Origin of the sequence: Pseudomonas sp. JZ114, from assembly GCF_051027705.1 — a bacterium.
Taxonomy (GTDB): domain Bacteria; phylum Pseudomonadota; class Gammaproteobacteria; order Pseudomonadales; family Pseudomonadaceae; genus Chryseomonas; species Chryseomonas luteola.
Window position 1 is genome coordinate 888,837 of sequence record NZ_CP069257.1, and the last position, 14,971, is coordinate 903,807.

Consider the following 14,971-nt stretch of genomic DNA (forward strand, 5'->3'; position numbering starts at 1 on the left):
CGTGTCAGTCTCCGAAAACAATGCAACGTAACCGTATAGGTCGGGTGGACGGATGGAACGAACAGGCTACCATGTGTACGAACGTACACATAAGCCCTGATTTTGTTTTACCTAGGATGGAGTAAATCCGTGACTCCCGCGATTCGGCGCAGACGTACCGCTCTGTTTGTACTGTTTTTGATCCCCGGACTCCTGTTGGCGTCATGGGTAACCCGGACACCCGATATCCGGGACTTGCTGAGTGCCTCGACCAGTGAGATGGGCATGATCCTGTTCGGCCTGTCATTGGGCGCCATGCTCGGCGTGCTTGCCTCGGGCCGCCTGGTGAGCCGCGTGGGTACCCGACCCGTCATTGGTGGCGGGCTGGTATTAGTCTACTTCGGGTTTCTGGCCATTGCTGGAGCCTCCACTGCCTCGCTGGCCATGGGCGTGTTTGCCGGGCTTTTTCTGTTCGGCCTGGGCCTTGGCCTTTCGGACATCGCCATCAATATCGAGGGCGCCGAACTTGAAACCACTACATGCAAACCGCTTCTGCCCGCGCTTCATGGCTGCTTCAGCCTTGGCACATTGGCAGGCTCGCTGATCAGCCTGGGACTGACTCATCTTTCGCTGCCGGTCTTCTGGCACCTTATTCTCATGGGCGCGGCAACCCTGCTTCCCTGCGTCTGGGCGTGCCTCGCCATCCCCCCGGGTACCGGGCAGACGCAGACCGCCAAGACAGAGCAGCAGTCGGTCACGCCTTTCAAACCCTGGAAAGACAAGACGCTGATCATGATCGGTCTGATCGTACTGGCGCTTGCCCTGGCGGAAGGCTCCGCCACCGACTGGCTGCCGCTGTTGATGGTCGATGGACACGGTTTCGATCCTGCGTCCAGCGCACTCGTGTATGCCGGCTTTACCACGGCCATGACGATAGGGCGCTTCTCAGGCACTTATATCCTCCAGCGATTCAGCCGAGAGGCTGTCATACGGGCCAGTGCCCTGTCCGGTGCGTTGGGTATCGCCCTCGTGTCGTTCTCTGACAACCCCATCTTGGCGGCGGCCTCCGTACTCTTCTGGGGGCTTGGTGCATCGCTGGGTTTTCCGGTGGGGATCTCTGCTGCCGGCGACTCTGGCGAACAGTCGGCCAAGCGGGTAGCAGCCGTGGCAACCGTGGGCTATCTCGCCTTTCTGATCGGCCCGCCCTCGCTGGGCTTCATTGGACAAGCCTACGGGTTACGCATGGCCATGGTGGTTGTGCTGGTATTGGTGGCTGCAACGGTTCTGCTGGCACCTGCTGTACGAGACAGTCGATTGCATTCGGAACGTCGAATCAAGGAAGCCTGCCATGAATGAACGCGAAAAAGCGGCCGCCGGCCTGCTCTATGACGCCAACAATGATGCCGAGCTTATCCAGCAGCGTCTGGAGGCCAAGGTTCAGGTTCATGCTTATAACCACCTTGATCCTCGGGACCTTGAAGGCAAAAAGCATATTTTGAAAACGCTGTTGGGCAAGACAGGAGAGCATGTCCTCATCGAAGCGCCCTTTCATTGTGATTACGGCTATAACATTGAGCTGGGAGAAAACTTCTATTCCAATGTCAATCTGGTGATTCTGGACTGCGCCAAGGTCAGCATTGGCCGCAACGTATTCATAGCGCCCAACGTAGGACTCTACACGGCTGGCCATCCGCTGGATGCAGAACGACGAAACCAGGGTCTGGAATATGCGCATCCCATTACCATCGGCGACAACGTCTGGATTGGCGGCGGCGTTACGGTGTTGCCAGGCGTGACGATTGGCGAAGGCGCTGTCATTGGCGCAGGTAGCGTCGTAACGAAAGATATCCCGGCCCATGTGGTGGCGGTAGGTAACCCCTGCCGGGTGCTGAGAACAATAGACAACGCCGATCGTACCAACCCTCCTTCGCACTGACCCCTGGAGTCCAGATCATGTGGAATCACTGCAAATGGTTGAACGAGCCCAGCCGCTGGGCACTTGAGAATGATCACCTGCGCGTGACAACGGATGCGCGTACCGACTTCTGGCGCGAGACTTATTATGGCTTTATCAGAGACACCGGACATTGGTTTCACGTCGCCGCAGGAGGTGACTTCACGGCAACGGTGAAAGTGGAGGGTCGGTTCAGCGAACTCTATGATCAGGCAGGACTCATGATCCGTCTGAACAACACCACATGGTGTAAAGCGGGCATAGAGGTCAGTGATGGCCAACGCCTCATCGGTAGTGTGTTGACGCTGGGCCATTCGGACTGGGCTGTAGGTGCACTGCCGGGCGAGCCTGATACCTTCTGGCTCAGGGCGACTCTCAAGGACAACGCCTTGAGAATTCAGTATTCGCTGGATGGGCAAGAGTGGCCATTGCTAAGGCTGGCCTATTTTCCAGGCTCCAGCGCCGTTGAAGTCGGACCGTTCTGCTGCACGCCCGAACGCGCTGGCCTGGAAATCGTATTCTCGGACTTTACCGTTGGGCCTGCACTGGACAAGCCGTTGCATGATTTGAGTTGAACGCCCTTATAAAAGGTCAGCCGTGCTTGGCTTCCACGAAGCGGCGAAAGATGTCCAACGTTTCGCTGCTGACATGGTGTTCGATACCTTCCGCGTCACGTCGGGCAACGCTTGGATCCACTCCCAGGGCCAGGAGGAAGGACTCGACAATGTGGTGCCGTTCACGGCTGGCTTGGGCGAGCGCTTCCCCCTCCGGCGTCAGGAAGATGCCCCGGTACGGCTTTTGGACGACATAGCCACAGGTAGCAAGACGCTTGAGCATTTTCGCGACCGTAGGCTGGGCGACGCCAATCCGGGTGGCGATATCAATCTGGCGCGCCTCGCCGTGGGCATGGATCAGGTCTGAAATCAGTTCGACGTAATCCTCAATGAGTTCCTGCCGATGCGCTTCACGCACCTGCTGAAAGCCTTCCATGTGTACGGAAGCCTCTACCAGGGGTTTCATCGATACCGCTTCTCCTCGAACTTTGCTCACCACACATTCTCCAGAATGAATCAAGCGCCCGATACACACGGATAGGGCCGCCCTATTCTGACCGATCCCCTCTGCAACGCCAAAATGTTTAACCGTCAATCCTTGAAATAGATAAGTTTTATTGCCCGTGCTTGGAAACTTAGCCTAGGCTAAGTTTCATATGTATTACGTTGTACAATCCTTGCGAGCGTTCATTACATGAAAGAGTCGGCCACTTATGCAGCACTTTCCTGGGGTGACAGGGAAGAACCGCGCCCCAGCCTGGGACGAATGAACGCCAGCGTGCCTGTTCCTGCAACCGGGCACTGGCTGCGTCGTCTGATGGCTTTTATCGGCCCTGGCTACATGGTAGCTGTGGGCTATATGGATCCGGGCAACTGGGCAACCGACCTCGCGGGCGGCTCCAAGTTTGGCTATATGCTGCTGTCAGTGATCCTGCTGTCCAACCTCATGGCTATTCTGCTCCAGTCGCTGGCCGCGCGGCTGGGTATCGCATCGGGGTTGGATCTTGCGCAGGCCTGCCGCCATCAATACTCCAGGCCAGTCAATTTCCTTCTCTGGATCGCCTGCGAGGTAGCAATCATTGCCTGCGATCTGGCTGAGGTAATTGGCACCGCCATTGCCTTGAATCTATTGTTTGGCATTCCTTTGGTCTGGGGCGCCATCATTACCGCCGCCGATGTCTTCATCATTCTGCTTTTGATGCGCCGTGGTTTCCGCTGGCTGGAAGCCTTTGTCATCGCCCTTTTGACCATTATCTTTGCCTGCTTTGGCGTTCAGATGATGCTCGCACAACCCGCCGTGGGCGAGATTCTCCAAGGCTTTTTGCCCCAGGCAGAAGTGGTGATGAATCCAGAAGCCCTTTACCTGGCCATCGGTATCATCGGTGCGACCGTGATGCCGCACAATCTGTATCTGCACTCCTCCATCGTGCAGACGCGGGCCTACCCCCGTACGGAAGAAGGTCGCCGTCAGGGTATTCGCTGGGCGGTAACGGACAGTACCATTGCCCTTATGCTGGCCCTGTTTGTCAATGCGGCCATTCTGATTACAGCAGCGGCTGTCTTTCATCAGGCAGGTCGTACAGACGTCGAGGAAATCGATCAGGCGTACCACCTGTTATCACCGATGCTGGGCGTAGGTATCGCCTCGATACTGTTTGCGGTAGCGCTACTGGCTTCAGGGATCAACTCCACTGTGACGGCCACCCTGGCGGGCCAGATTGTCATGGAAGGCTTTCTCAACCTGCGTCTGCCAGACTGGGCACGTCGCCTGATTACTCGTGGGCTGGCCATCATTCCAGTCGTGGCGGTTACCATCCTGTACGGGGAAAGCGGCACGGCAAAACTGCTGGTCCTGAGTCAAGTTGTTTTATCCATGCAGTTGCCATTTGCAGTGATACCGCTGGTACGGTTCGTATCAAATCGCACACTAATGGGCAGTTTTGCCATTAGTCGTAGCGTGGCGGCGCTGGCATGGTTTATCGCCCTGCTGATCGTTGCGTTGAACATCAAGCTGCTCTTCGATGTACTTACCGGCCAGGGAGGCGGTATCTTCTAGCCTTACGGCGAGCAGCGGCCAGGTAATACGCCAGGCTGCATACAAAAAAGCCAGGACCGTCTCTGATCCTGGCTTTTTTGTATCAGGTGTTTTTATTGAGCGTCCTTCAGCGTCCCTGAATGACAGCGGCAGGTACCCGATTGGCTGCCGCATGGCGCTTGCCCACTAGATTACCAATGGCGACCACGATCAGAGCCAGCAGGCCGGTTGCCATGATTTCCATACGGTGCGCCTCGCTGAACAGCATAACGGTCAATGCGCCAACGATGAAAACAATAACTGCCCAGGTCAGGTAGGGGAACAGCCACATGCGAAACTCGATCGCCTCGCCATGAGCTTCCAACTTGTGACGCAGACGCAGCTGGGAAATGGCGATGACCAGATAAACCAGCAAGGCAACAGCGCCGGAGGTTGCCAGCAGGAAGCCAAAGACGGCTTCAGGCATAGTGTAGTTTGCAATGGTACTCATAAAGCCTACGGCCGTGCTGGCCAATACAGCCGAGCGGGGGACGCCGTTTGCCGAGACACGCCCTGTCATTGCAGGTGCATCGCCACGACGGCTCAGCGAGAACAGCATGCGTGAGGCGGTATACAGGGCCGAGTTCAGACAACTGGCTACTGCCACCAGCACCACAACATCCACGATCAGCTTGGCGTGCGGGATGGACATCACCTCAAGCGCACGCTGATACGAACCCACGATAGGCAGCTGGGGGTCATTCCACGGAACCATGGAAACAACCAGGAAGATCGACACCAGATAGAACAGCGCAATACGCCAGATAACCGAGTTAGTCGCCTTGCTGATCTGTTTGGAAGGATTCTTGGACTCGGCCGCGGCAATGGTCACGATCTCAGTGCCCATGAAGCTAAACATTGTTGTAAGCAAGGCACCCAGCACTGCGCCAAAGCCATGGGGCATAAACCCACCGGTCATTTCCATCAGGCGCCCCAGGCCGCTGACTTCCCGTCCTGGCAGCCCACCGGCCAAGGCAAATGCACCCAGCGCAATGAACGCAACAATAGCCATAACCTTGAGCAGCGCGAACCAGAACTCGAACTCACCGTATTTGGCAACACTAAAGAGATTGGTAACGGTAAGAAGCGCAGTAATAGCCAGTGCAAATTGCCACGTAGCTACTACAGGAAACCAGGAGTTCAGAATGGACGCTGCGGCAACGGCTTCGAGGGGGATAACCAGTACCCAGAACCACCAGTACAACCAACCGATTGTGAACCCTGCCCAACGTCCAATGCCGCGTTGCGCGTAAGAAGAAAAAGAACCCGTGTCCGGCGAAGCTACTGCCATCTCGCCCAACATGCGCATAACCAGTACGACAAGGGTGCCTGCCAGTGCATAGGCCAGCAGAACAGCGGGACCTGCAGCGGCAATGGCGTGGCCGGATCCTACAAATAAACCGGCACCGATTACCCCAGCGATTGAAAGCATAGTGACATGGCGGGGTTTTAGAGCGGGTGAAAGGCTTTTTTCATTATGTACTTGGCTCATAGGTGCTACCTAAAGCGGAAAAACCTTTCAGCAGCAATATATGAGCCAGCTACCAAACACCTTTGATAAACGCCATAAATTGAAGCGAACTTCCACCAATATGCACGATTTTTAAGCTTACTCCTTGCTAAAGGCTTGCTGAATGGTTTCACCCATATAAATAGCTCGCACTTTAATTGTGCTTATAACGGTAACAATGTGTGCAACCCGCATCAAAAAGGTGCATAGATTGGTAGCAACCTGGTTGCACCTTTGCAAGACAACTAAAGAAAGCCTCGTCTTAATGGCGAGGCTTTCCCTAAGTCAGATTCTGAAACTTGAAACGAGCTGATCGAGGCGATTGGCCTGTTGTTCCAGGGCATGGCAAGCGCCCAGGGTTGCGTTCAGGTTTTCCACGCCCTGCTGGTTGAGCGAGTTGATCTCGGTAATGTCGACATTAAGCGACTCCACCACCGCGCTCTGCTCTTCCGTAGCGGCCGCCACCGATTGGGTCATGCCATCGATATCGGTAATGCGTTCGGCTACCGAGCCCAAGCGCTCATTGGCCTGCTGCGCAATGGTCATGCTCTCCTCGCTGAAGCGCTGGCTTTCAGTCATGGTGGTAACCGCTTCGCTCGCGCCGGTTTGCAGCTCCTGAATCATGCCATGGATTTCCCGGGCCGAACTCTGGGTACGATGTGCCAGACCACGCACCTCGTCCGCTACCACCGCAAAGCCACGCCCGGCATCGCCTGCCCGTGCAGCTTCGATCGCAGCATTGAGCGCCAGCAGGTTGGTCTGCTCGGAAATGCCCTGGATCACTTCCAGGATATGTCCGATGCGGGTGGTCTTCTGGTTCAACTCATCGATACGACCACAGGAGGCGCTGATGTTGGTGGACAGGGTTTCCATTGCCGTCAGGGTCTGGCCCAGTACGCGGCGACCCTCCTCGGCCTGCTGCCGGGCACTGGTAGCCTGTACGGACGCATCGGCAGCGTTGCGGGCGATCTCCTGTGTAGCAGCGCCCAGCTGGTTGATGGCTGCCGCCACGCTTCCGGTACGTCCGGCCTGATTGTCCGAGTTGTGTAGCGAGGAGTTGGAGGCCGCCAGCACCTGACGGGAGACCTCGTTGAGCTGGCGGGTACTGGCCGATACTTCGCTGATCGAGCCATGGATACGCTCGACAAAGCGGTTGAAGGCAGCGGCCAGCACACCAAACTCGTCCTGGCTATTGATGGCCAGACGCCGGGTCAGGTCGCCCTCTCCTTGTGCGATGTCCTGCATTGCCTGGCTCATGGTCGTGAGCGGACGCATCAGTACACGGATCAGCACACCCAGGAGCAGCATGATCAGCACAACGCCAATCACCATGGCCAGCACGGCCGAGGTTCTGAACTCCTTGAGCGGGGCGTAGGCTTTCTCTTCGTCAACCATCAGGCCCAGATACCAGTTGACCGATGGCAGACCGGTGACCGGCTTGAAGACCATAAGCTGAGACTTGCCGTCCAGCTCGACCCGCTTGAGCGCACCATCCAGTACAGGCGCACCGGCGGGAAACAGCTCAGCGAGGCTTTTCATCACCTCCTCTTTTCTGGGACTGACCAGTACCTTGCCTTCGCTATTCACCAGAATCGCATGACCGATACCGCCCAGGTCGAGCGAATTGACGATACCCACCATCGTCTGCAGACTCAGATCGCCTCCCAGAACACCCGCCAGTTGCCCCTCGTGCATGACGGGTGTGGCAAGGCTCATGATCAATCCGCCCGAAGCGGCATCTACATAAGGCTCGGTCAGAATCGAACCAGCTTTGGTTTGGGCGCCCTGATACCAGGGGCGTGTTCTCGGGTCATAGCCGGCAGGCATACTGATAGAGGGTCGAACCGTAAACGTACCGTCCGCCTGCCCCAGATAGGTCAAGTCAAAGCTTGAGGTATATGCTTTCTGCTCCAGCACTGCAGTGAATGCCTGAGGGGCAAGATCACGCTGTACCGCCTGCGCCTCTCCTTCAAGCAGCGTGATACGCCCACTTACCCAGTTAGCAATATTGCTGGAGGCACTGGTGCCCAGTTCATTGAGGCGAACGGTCAGGTCCCGGGTGATTGCCGTACGTTGCAGATAATCGTTGTACGTCATGAACAACGAGAAGGCAGCAATCAGCACTACCGAGGCCGTTGCCAGGACCTTGTGGCTGAACTTTATTCTACTGAGCATACGACTCGGCCCTACTGAAGGTGGGGATATATAAGGTCTGGCTAACAGATTTCTGTTTGGCTATAGAGGCTATCGGCCAGTCACGTGCGGTCTTCAGCGGCGCGATAATATTTTTCTACAGAGCGACGAGGATTGTCCTACTGTTTTCATAAAGCCTATGACAATTCGGCCGATGTAGCCTAAGCAGTGGGATGGCCGGTACGGTCGCGGCAGAACCTTGGGCGCTCCGTCCGGTCAGTCATCTAGGATTGACAGAGGCGAGGTTCTCATGACGTATGCAGCAGCACGAGCGCTCAAGGTCGCGGTCTACGGCGCGCAGAGCCCGCTGGGCCAGGCGTTGATCAACGAGTTGCTTAATCGCGAACATGAAGCCGTGCCGCTACAGGCGGATCTCAAGGCATTACCGCCCCGCCCCTATCCCCAATCGACTCCTGGCCATATGTTCAGCGCCTATAAGGTCAGCCAGGGGGTGGCGGGAATGAAGGCAGTCGTCGCGGTACTGGAACCGCCTCGCGTAGTAATTGAGGTCGAAGATCCCAACTACCTGATCGATGCTGTGGCTGCACTCATCAGCGGCCTACGCAAAGGCAAGGTATCCCAGCTCATGCTAGTAGGTGATTTCGCTGCGCTGGAAGATGAAGATGTTGACCCTCGCTGGCGACGTGTCTGCCAGAAGATTCACGAGCGGCTCGATACCAGCCCGCTTCACTGGACGCTGGTCAACTGTCCCATTCTGGATGAACGGGAAGCCGACGACTCGACCAGTCTCGAAGAAGATTATGAGCTTCTCCATCTCGCCGCCGAGGTCGCCGATGTACTTGAAAAACCCGGACACAGTGGTCGCCAGCTGAACCTTGATTCCTGACCCGCTCGTTTGCTGGCCTGAGGCAAGCATGGCCGCCTCTGTCAAGCAGAAAGTTGGACACTTCTTATACGTACCGCTTCACAAATCCATCAGTTGTGATATACCACGCGCGCCCTTACTCATGAGCAGGAAGCAGGAGTTACCATGGACGCGTACTGGAAGCGTTATATCCGCTGCATCAAAAACCCGGACAGCTTGGGAGAGATTCGCTGGAACAAGAAGGCGGCTGAATCCTATGCCTGGCAACTGCTGCTGGAAAACCTGATCACGGAGGATCAGTACGCGGCATTTCTGGAACAGGAAAAAGCTGGCCGGTATATCGATGAGGATGTCGTTGAGCCTCAGCAGGGCTCACAAGCGAGCTAAGCCTCGCTCTTAAAAAATTGCTCTTATCAGGCAAATAAGACTATTTATTCTTGATTTTAGCTATTATTTAGCTATTAAATAGCCATCATCATCGAAATCTTGGGAGATTTTATTTCCCTGAACTTTGCACACGTTCGCCGTTTCGCTTGTTCCAAATAGCAGTACGTGACTCCCCGCACAGTCACTCCTTATAAATACCGCCTCCTCCTCGCACAATGCGCCCCCGCAAACGCACCAGGATGCCGTTTGCAGCCCACACCTGTTGTTTAACTCTCATAAATATATGGAGGATAGGGTCTTGTTCACCCGTTCCCTGAAGCTTGCCACACTCTTTGCTGGATGCATCGCCAGCGCACATTACGCCGCTGCTGCTCAGAGTTCTGAGGCTTCTTCGTGCACCATTCGCATGTTGTTCGTTGGTAACAGCTACACCTATGCGAACAGTTTAACGACCACCCTGATGGGAATGGCGTCACGCGCCCACGACAGCGCATCATCGTCTTGCACCATCGAGGCGGACTCGATTGCCAAACCCTCATATACCCTTGAGCAGCACTGGAACAGTGGAGCGGTACAAAGCAAGCTGGCAAACAACACCTATGACTATGTTGTCCTGCAGGAGCACGCCGCTCGGCCATTGCTTCAGCCAGAACGGCTGGAAGAATATGCGCTGAAATTCAACGATCTGATCCGTGCCCATCATGCCAAGCCGATTCTGTTCGAAACCTGGGCCAACGAGAATCAACAGGGTAAGCAACCACAAATCTATAAAGAGTACGTGAGCCTGGCGCGCAAGATGGGCGCCCAGCTCTCCCCTTGCGGTGAGTCCTGGAAGGGTACGTTTGCAAGCGATTCAGTGGCCAAGCTGTACATTGCTGACGGGCGCCATGCCTCTTTCTCAGGCGGGTATGCCTGCGCCGCCTCCTTCTACACCTTGCTATTCCGTCAGAAGCCTCTTCAGCCCAGCGCAGAAGAGGCCAATATCCTCGCGTCGGATAAGACATCCGCACCGGAGCTGCACCAGGCGGCTCACCAGGCCGTCGGTAAGCTGGCTCCCGATGTACGCGGCTGGTAAGCGCTTGGTCATCTACTGATCGCGCATACCGCAGGCCAGTCTCTTGCAGGCTGGCCTGTTACAGGAGAGCTGTACTGACTAATGGACAGTAATGGCAAAACAGGACTGGTTACGTCCTGCGGCCTTGGCCTGGTAAAGCGCTGTGTCAGCCGCTCTGGAATAGTCGACACGCGTATCGTCTGGTCGAGGAGAGCGGCATTCAACGCCAATACTTACTGTAAAACGCAGCGTTCCGCTGTCCGTTTTGATGCCGAGGGAGGCCATGTCGAGTCGAATACGTTCAACAAGCGTCGCCATTTCAGTCGGGGTGCGATTCATGAAGAGTAGAATGAACTCTTCTCCACCAAAACGCGCTGCATGATCGCCTGCCTCCTGGGTATGATTCAGCAATACCTGCCCAACCTTGACCAGACACTCGTCACCTGTCGAATGACCATAGGTATCGTTAATTTGCTTGAAGTGATCGATATCGATCATGACAACACTCAGCATTTGCCCAGTTGCCAGGGCCTGTGCAAGCGAGGCGGTAAAGTTTTCTTCAAAAGCACTTCGGTTCTGTAACTGGGTCAGGGCATCCAGTCGGCTCAGGCGTGACAGCTGAAGGTTTGCCTCCTCCAGGGCCAGAGTCCGCTCCTTCACTCGCCGCTCGAGTGCTTCGTTGGTTTCCTGCTGAAAAATCAATAGTTTCTCTTGTGCCTGCAAGGTTGCCAACCGCTCTCGTGCCAGATGCTCGCTGGTTCTTATGGCCTCCTGCTTTGCCTGTATTCGTGCTGCACGCTCACGGTTTATCCGCTCGGCCAAGGCCATCGACAGCAACAGGAACTCAAGCGCGAACCCAAGCATCTGGACATACAACGGATTGACCCACCCTTTGCTCAAGCCGGACATGACCAGCGTCATATATAAGGTGGCTAGATTGAGCACTACCCAGGCGATGGTGAAATAACGGGCCGATACATGGCCTCGCCACCACAAGACAAGGCCAACCCATAGCCCCGTGAGGCAGCTGAGAAAGACCATGACATCGATACCGAGAAACGGAATGAGCGCAGGGTCGATCGCGATAATCAGCGAGGCGCCAAGCCAATAGATCAGGAAGCTTTTACACAAGACTGAAAAGAAGCGGCTGTGGCTGGATAACTGAAGAAAGTGCTTGATGAACTGGGCGGCACCGGCCATGCAAAGCGAAATGGACAGAACGGTGGCACGCACTGCCAGTTCGGTCCATTCAGGCCACAGATACAACCGTCCAAAGCCGGTCGCACAGACCATATAGAAGATGGCACCGGCCAGATAACCGCTATACCAGAGATAGGCCCGGTCCCGTATGAAGACATAGAGTGATAGGTTGTAAGCCAGCATGATTACTGCTGCGCCCAGAAAGGCGCTCAGGCTCAGGGCTGTTTGCGTGTAGATGCGTTCATACGCGGCAGGAGACATGATCTCCATCGGAATAGTCAGCGGCTGGCTCGCACGCATGCGACCGTACAGAACCATGGCCTGATTGGGCGGCAAGTCAAGCGTAGCGACCGGATAAGGGCCGCGGGTGGCTTGCCTACTCAAGGGTATGCGATTACCAAGCGATTCGACTGAAGACCACCGCTCCAGAACAGGATCGAACAGGCGCAGCTCAAGCTGATCAATCAGAGGGGTTTCGGCCACCAGTAACCATCGGCGAACCTCGGACGAGGGGTTTTCCAGCCTTAATCGGATCCAGCTACCGTCCTGCTGATACCCAAGGCTGATTAATGCCTTTGCGTTCGGCTGCCACGCGCTATCAGGTACAGCGTAGCGAATAGCCTCGAATGTCTCGGCGAAGGGGTGCAACAGATAGTCCGTCTGGTAGCCTGCAGGATAGTTATCCTGGTTATCCAGAACCAATACGCGTCCTGGTGCAGCAGGTGCTTCTGCTGCCAACGTGGAGCAAGCGATCAGCACCACGGCGAGCGACGTAATACCTGCTGAACAGGACAGCCTTCGAAGGCAAGCGTGTAATACAAAAAGCAAAGCGCCCATCGAAGAACCTGTTATACATCATCAAGAATAAAGCAGATCGTCAGCCCTACGAGTGGCTTGTCACTATCTGGCTCCATAATGAGCCGGTTACCAGCCAGCTACTTAACGGCGGCTCATTCAACACCCAACCTTTCCAAACGGTGTGCCTGTACCCGAGAAACAAAACCGCCGATCAACATGGCGGATGTTCCACTGACAAGCCCGGCCCCTTCCAGCGCAATCATGAAACCGTCAATCTTGGCAGCGGCCAGCTCCAGCTCAGATACATTCCGGGCGGTACGCAAAGCGTCCAGAAAGAAGTAGAAGCTATCGATATTGGCGGCCGGCAGTCGGGCACCGCAAATATTGTCCAGCCGGTTTTGCAGTTGATAGCAATCGAATTCGGTCAAGATCATGGATGTCTGCCCCTACCCAGTCGAACTGCCAGCTGATGTCTAGATGACACTTCGACTACAAGGAACGAAAACGTTTCCACTCGATATAACTGAACACTGCCGCTCTGCTTGCACTACCTGATGTATTGCAACAAGTATAATGGCGCGCAGCCACCATCGTAATCAGCAGTGAGCGCTACTGGATAAATGGAGCAGCAGAGGTGACGGCATGACAACAATAGACTGAACGGCTAGTACCTTTAGGTTTATCTTTTTCATGCATTCATGCACGCATTGCCTGATGTTTCCAGCTCGGGACACGCAGGCTGGTAGGTAAAAAAACGGCCCTCCACGGGCCGTTTTAATGTCAGATGCGGTTCAGGCTAACTGATAAGGCTCCCGCTCGGGATGATTGGACAGCGATTCGTTGGGCATCTGGCTATGAAACGTTTTAAGTGCCTGGAAAACAAATAACAAGGCAGTCATACCCTCCTGATATTCGAAGATACCTTGCAAAGGCCAGATAGAAAGATGGGCCAGGAATACAGCCAAGGTAAAATCCAGACTGGGATTCAGCCGCTTGGCCACTTTGAAATACACCAGGAAGCTGACCGGAATGATCGCGATGGTTAGAAAACCAAAGCGGAACAGCGTACCGATCACACCTACATCCGAAAGGAAGAAGTAGTAACTGAAGTAGTGCTTGAAACCATCATTCCACATCAGGCTCAGACTACCGCTGGGTACCCAGTTGTACTCATGCAGATGATCCATAATCTGGGCGATGGTAGCCTCGCGCACATTATCCGTAGCGCCGTTCTGGGCAGATTGCATGTAGAAATCGATATTAACCCCGAAAAGCTCGAGCAGGTCAGGATCGATAACGAAGGGGGAAACGAGCAAGCCGCCAATCACCGCCAGCTTCACAGACTTAACCCGCAGGCACAGGAACGTAAAGATGATGCACAAGAGAATGACCTGCCGGGTCTGTGTGACGAACACCAGTGTCGCAAGGTAAACGAGCGCCAACAGTCCATAGCGAAGACTGGAGCGAGGGCTGCCGTCGATAGGTGATTTTCCTTTGCCCCAGAAGTAGATGCTCAGGCAGTAGCCAATGATCAGGGCAAATGCCCCGGTCGAGGCGCGGCCCGGTCGGCTGAGGTCCAGGTCCATCCCATCTCGCAGATCTGGCAATACCTCGAAATAGCACAGCCAGGACAGGACAACAGCCCCTAGCGCCACGATCAGAATGCAATTTTCAAACTGTGCCGCCGATACATGTTTGGCCAGGTACAACAAGGGAATGACACTAAAGCAGAGCAGCACCCTGCGTTCTTCGATTACCCCATAGACTAGCGGCTGACCATAAAAGAGCTCGGCAAACAACGCCGGGAGGAAGGTAAAGGTAAAAGCCGAAAACAGACAGAACAGGAACGCAACACTGTAATCTTTTCGTTCAGCTCCAACGGTTCCTACTAGAAACATGGCGCTGAAACCCAAACAGGCGGCCAGATAAAGCTCTGTCAGGTATTTGATACCAATAGGGTTCTGGGGATTCTGCTCAAGCAGCCCGAAATGCAGCACAAACGCCAACCCCAATAAACCACAGTACAACGTATTTGTACTTACTTTCTTCATTGACTACCCGTCCTATTACCTGGACATGACGTGCCGCCTGATGCGGCTACACAACCAATACGCAATCCTTGATTGCACCACTCTGAAACACCAATAACCTGCCGCGCTCACGCCGTGTGGACACACTTGCTACTGAAGTCACTGCTCAAAAGCGCGAACGCAACCGATCAACTTACAGCATCAAATGGTTACATTTGTACATACAAAAAACTTAAATTGACTTGACAGGTTTTTTACGCCAACAGTCGGACTCCAGGATCTAAAAGAGTTCAATAGGGCGCAATGAAAGCCATCAAGGCGATGCATAAAGGGAGAAGTCGCTAACACTTAGGGCTGAGAGGAAGCGAGAAGATACTGCGCCCAGCAGATACAGGGCGCTACGGAAGAGCCC

Annotated in this window: 13 protein-coding genes and 1 pseudogene; 7 read left to right on the forward strand and 7 right to left on the reverse strand. The window is 55.0% G+C overall.

The genetic code is table 11. From position 1 onward, the window contains the following. Window positions 1–129: 129 nt before the first annotated feature. Genes JQR90_RS23495 through JQR90_RS23505 form a run of 3 tightly spaced genes read left to right on the forward strand, consistent with a single transcriptional unit; the run spans window position 130 to window position 2,508 of the window. Entirely contained in the window at window positions 130–1,335 is a 1,206-nt protein-coding gene (locus tag JQR90_RS23495) for an MFS transporter (RefSeq protein ID WP_125889138.1), read from the forward strand. Next, window positions 1,328–1,915 (forward strand): sugar O-acetyltransferase, encoded by a 588-nt coding sequence (locus JQR90_RS23500; RefSeq protein WP_434140854.1) that lies wholly within the window; start codon window positions 1,328–1,330, stop codon window positions 1,913–1,915. Before JQR90_RS23495 ends, JQR90_RS23500 begins: the two co-directional genes overlap by 8 nt. A 17-nt stretch (window positions 1,916–1,932) precedes the next feature. Continuing rightward, window positions 1,933–2,508: a DUF1349 domain-containing protein gene (locus JQR90_RS23505; protein WP_125889140.1), complete on the forward strand. Its 576-nt coding sequence runs from the start codon at window positions 1,933–1,935 to the stop codon at window positions 2,506–2,508. A gap of 16 nt (window positions 2,509–2,524) precedes the next feature. Here the strand turns inward: JQR90_RS23505 and mntR are convergent, their stop codons facing one another. Then, window positions 2,525–2,953 carry a manganese-binding transcriptional regulator MntR gene (gene mntR, locus JQR90_RS23510; protein WP_019364646.1) on the reverse strand — a complete coding sequence of 143 codons (429 nt, stop codon included), beginning with the start codon at window positions 2,951–2,953 and terminating at the stop codon, window positions 2,525–2,527. 228 nt (window positions 2,954–3,181) lie between these two features. Between mntR and JQR90_RS23515 the strand changes: the two genes are divergently transcribed. Next, complete coding sequence (locus JQR90_RS23515) at window positions 3,182–4,543, forward strand: Nramp family divalent metal transporter (RefSeq protein ID WP_125889141.1); 1,362 nt, start codon at window positions 3,182–3,184, stop codon at window positions 4,541–4,543. Between the two features lie 106 nt (window positions 4,544–4,649). Here JQR90_RS23515 and gabP read toward each other — a convergent pair whose 3' ends face one another. From gabP to JQR90_RS23530, 3 genes and pseudogenes are all read right to left on the reverse strand, one after another. Then, window positions 4,650–6,053: a GABA permease gene (gene gabP / locus JQR90_RS23520; RefSeq protein WP_434140857.1), complete on the reverse strand. Its 1,404-nt coding sequence runs from the start codon at window positions 6,051–6,053 to the stop codon at window positions 4,650–4,652. A 303-nt stretch (window positions 6,054–6,356) separates the two neighbouring features. Further along, window positions 6,357–7,145 carry a methyl-accepting chemotaxis protein gene (locus JQR90_RS23525; protein ID WP_434141119.1) on the reverse strand — a complete coding sequence of 263 codons (789 nt, stop codon included), beginning with the start codon at window positions 7,143–7,145 and terminating at the stop codon, window positions 6,357–6,359. A 69-nt stretch (window positions 7,146–7,214) separates the two neighbouring features. Beyond that, window positions 7,215–8,246 (reverse strand): annotated as a pseudogene (locus tag JQR90_RS23530) (HAMP domain-containing protein); the annotation flags it as partial. Window positions 8,247–8,514: 268 nt separating this feature from the next. On the opposite strand from JQR90_RS23530, the gene JQR90_RS23535 reads away from it, so the two are divergent. The 3 genes from JQR90_RS23535 to JQR90_RS23545 all read left to right on the forward strand — a co-directional run bounded on the left by JQR90_RS23535 (window position 8,515) and on the right by JQR90_RS23545 (window position 10,552). Beyond that, window positions 8,515–9,111: an NAD(P)H-binding protein gene (locus JQR90_RS23535; RefSeq protein ID WP_010798820.1), complete on the forward strand. Its 597-nt coding sequence runs from the start codon at window positions 8,515–8,517 to the stop codon at window positions 9,109–9,111. A gap of 144 nt (window positions 9,112–9,255) precedes the next feature. Continuing rightward, window positions 9,256–9,477: a hypothetical protein gene (locus JQR90_RS23540; protein ID WP_010798821.1), complete on the forward strand. Its 222-nt coding sequence runs from the start codon at window positions 9,256–9,258 to the stop codon at window positions 9,475–9,477. 298 nt (window positions 9,478–9,775) lie between these two features. Continuing rightward, window positions 9,776–10,552: a hypothetical protein gene (locus JQR90_RS23545; protein ID WP_010798822.1), complete on the forward strand. Its 777-nt coding sequence runs from the start codon at window positions 9,776–9,778 to the stop codon at window positions 10,550–10,552. 78 nt (window positions 10,553–10,630) lie between these two features. Here the strand turns inward: JQR90_RS23545 and JQR90_RS23550 are convergent, their stop codons facing one another. The 3 genes from JQR90_RS23550 to JQR90_RS23560 all read right to left on the reverse strand — a co-directional run bounded on the left by JQR90_RS23550 (window position 10,631) and on the right by JQR90_RS23560 (window position 14,580). Further along, entirely contained in the window at window positions 10,631–12,493 is a 1,863-nt protein-coding gene (locus JQR90_RS23550) for a sensor domain-containing diguanylate cyclase (protein ID WP_434140860.1), read from the reverse strand. 188 nt (window positions 12,494–12,681) lie between these two features. Then, window positions 12,682–12,963, reverse strand: coding sequence for a hypothetical protein (locus JQR90_RS23555; protein ID WP_010798824.1), 282 nt, complete (start codon window positions 12,961–12,963; stop codon window positions 12,682–12,684). 357 nt (window positions 12,964–13,320) lie between these two features. Beyond that, window positions 13,321–14,580 carry a hypothetical protein gene (locus JQR90_RS23560; RefSeq protein ID WP_010798825.1) on the reverse strand — a complete coding sequence of 420 codons (1,260 nt, stop codon included), beginning with the start codon at window positions 14,578–14,580 and terminating at the stop codon, window positions 13,321–13,323. Window positions 14,581–14,971 lie beyond the last annotated feature (391 nt).

Coding starts and splice junctions, on each gene's coding strand:
- JQR90_RS23540 (WP_010798821.1), top strand. CDS start 9,256: ATGGACGCGTACTGGAAGCGTTATATCCGCTGCATCAAAAACCCGGAC.
- mntR (WP_019364646.1), bottom strand. CDS start 2,953: ATGAAACCCCTGGTAGAGGCTTCCGTACACATGGAAGGCTTTCAGCAG.
- JQR90_RS23505 (WP_125889140.1), top strand. CDS start 1,933: ATGTGGAATCACTGCAAATGGTTGAACGAGCCCAGCCGCTGGGCACTT.
- gabP (WP_434140857.1), bottom strand. CDS start 6,053: ATGAGCCAAGTACATAATGAAAAAAGCCTTTCACCCGCTCTAAAACCC.
- JQR90_RS23500 (WP_434140854.1), top strand. CDS start 1,328: ATGAATGAACGCGAAAAAGCGGCCGCCGGCCTGCTCTATGACGCCAAC.
- JQR90_RS23515 (WP_125889141.1), top strand. CDS start 3,182: ATGAAAGAGTCGGCCACTTATGCAGCACTTTCCTGGGGTGACAGGGAA.
- JQR90_RS23555 (WP_010798824.1), bottom strand. CDS start 12,963: ATGATCTTGACCGAATTCGATTGCTATCAACTGCAAAACCGGCTGGAC.
- JQR90_RS23560 (WP_010798825.1), bottom strand. CDS start 14,580: ATGAAGAAAGTAAGTACAAATACGTTGTACTGTGGTTTATTGGGGTTG.
- JQR90_RS23535 (WP_010798820.1), top strand. CDS start 8,515: ATGACGTATGCAGCAGCACGAGCGCTCAAGGTCGCGGTCTACGGCGCG.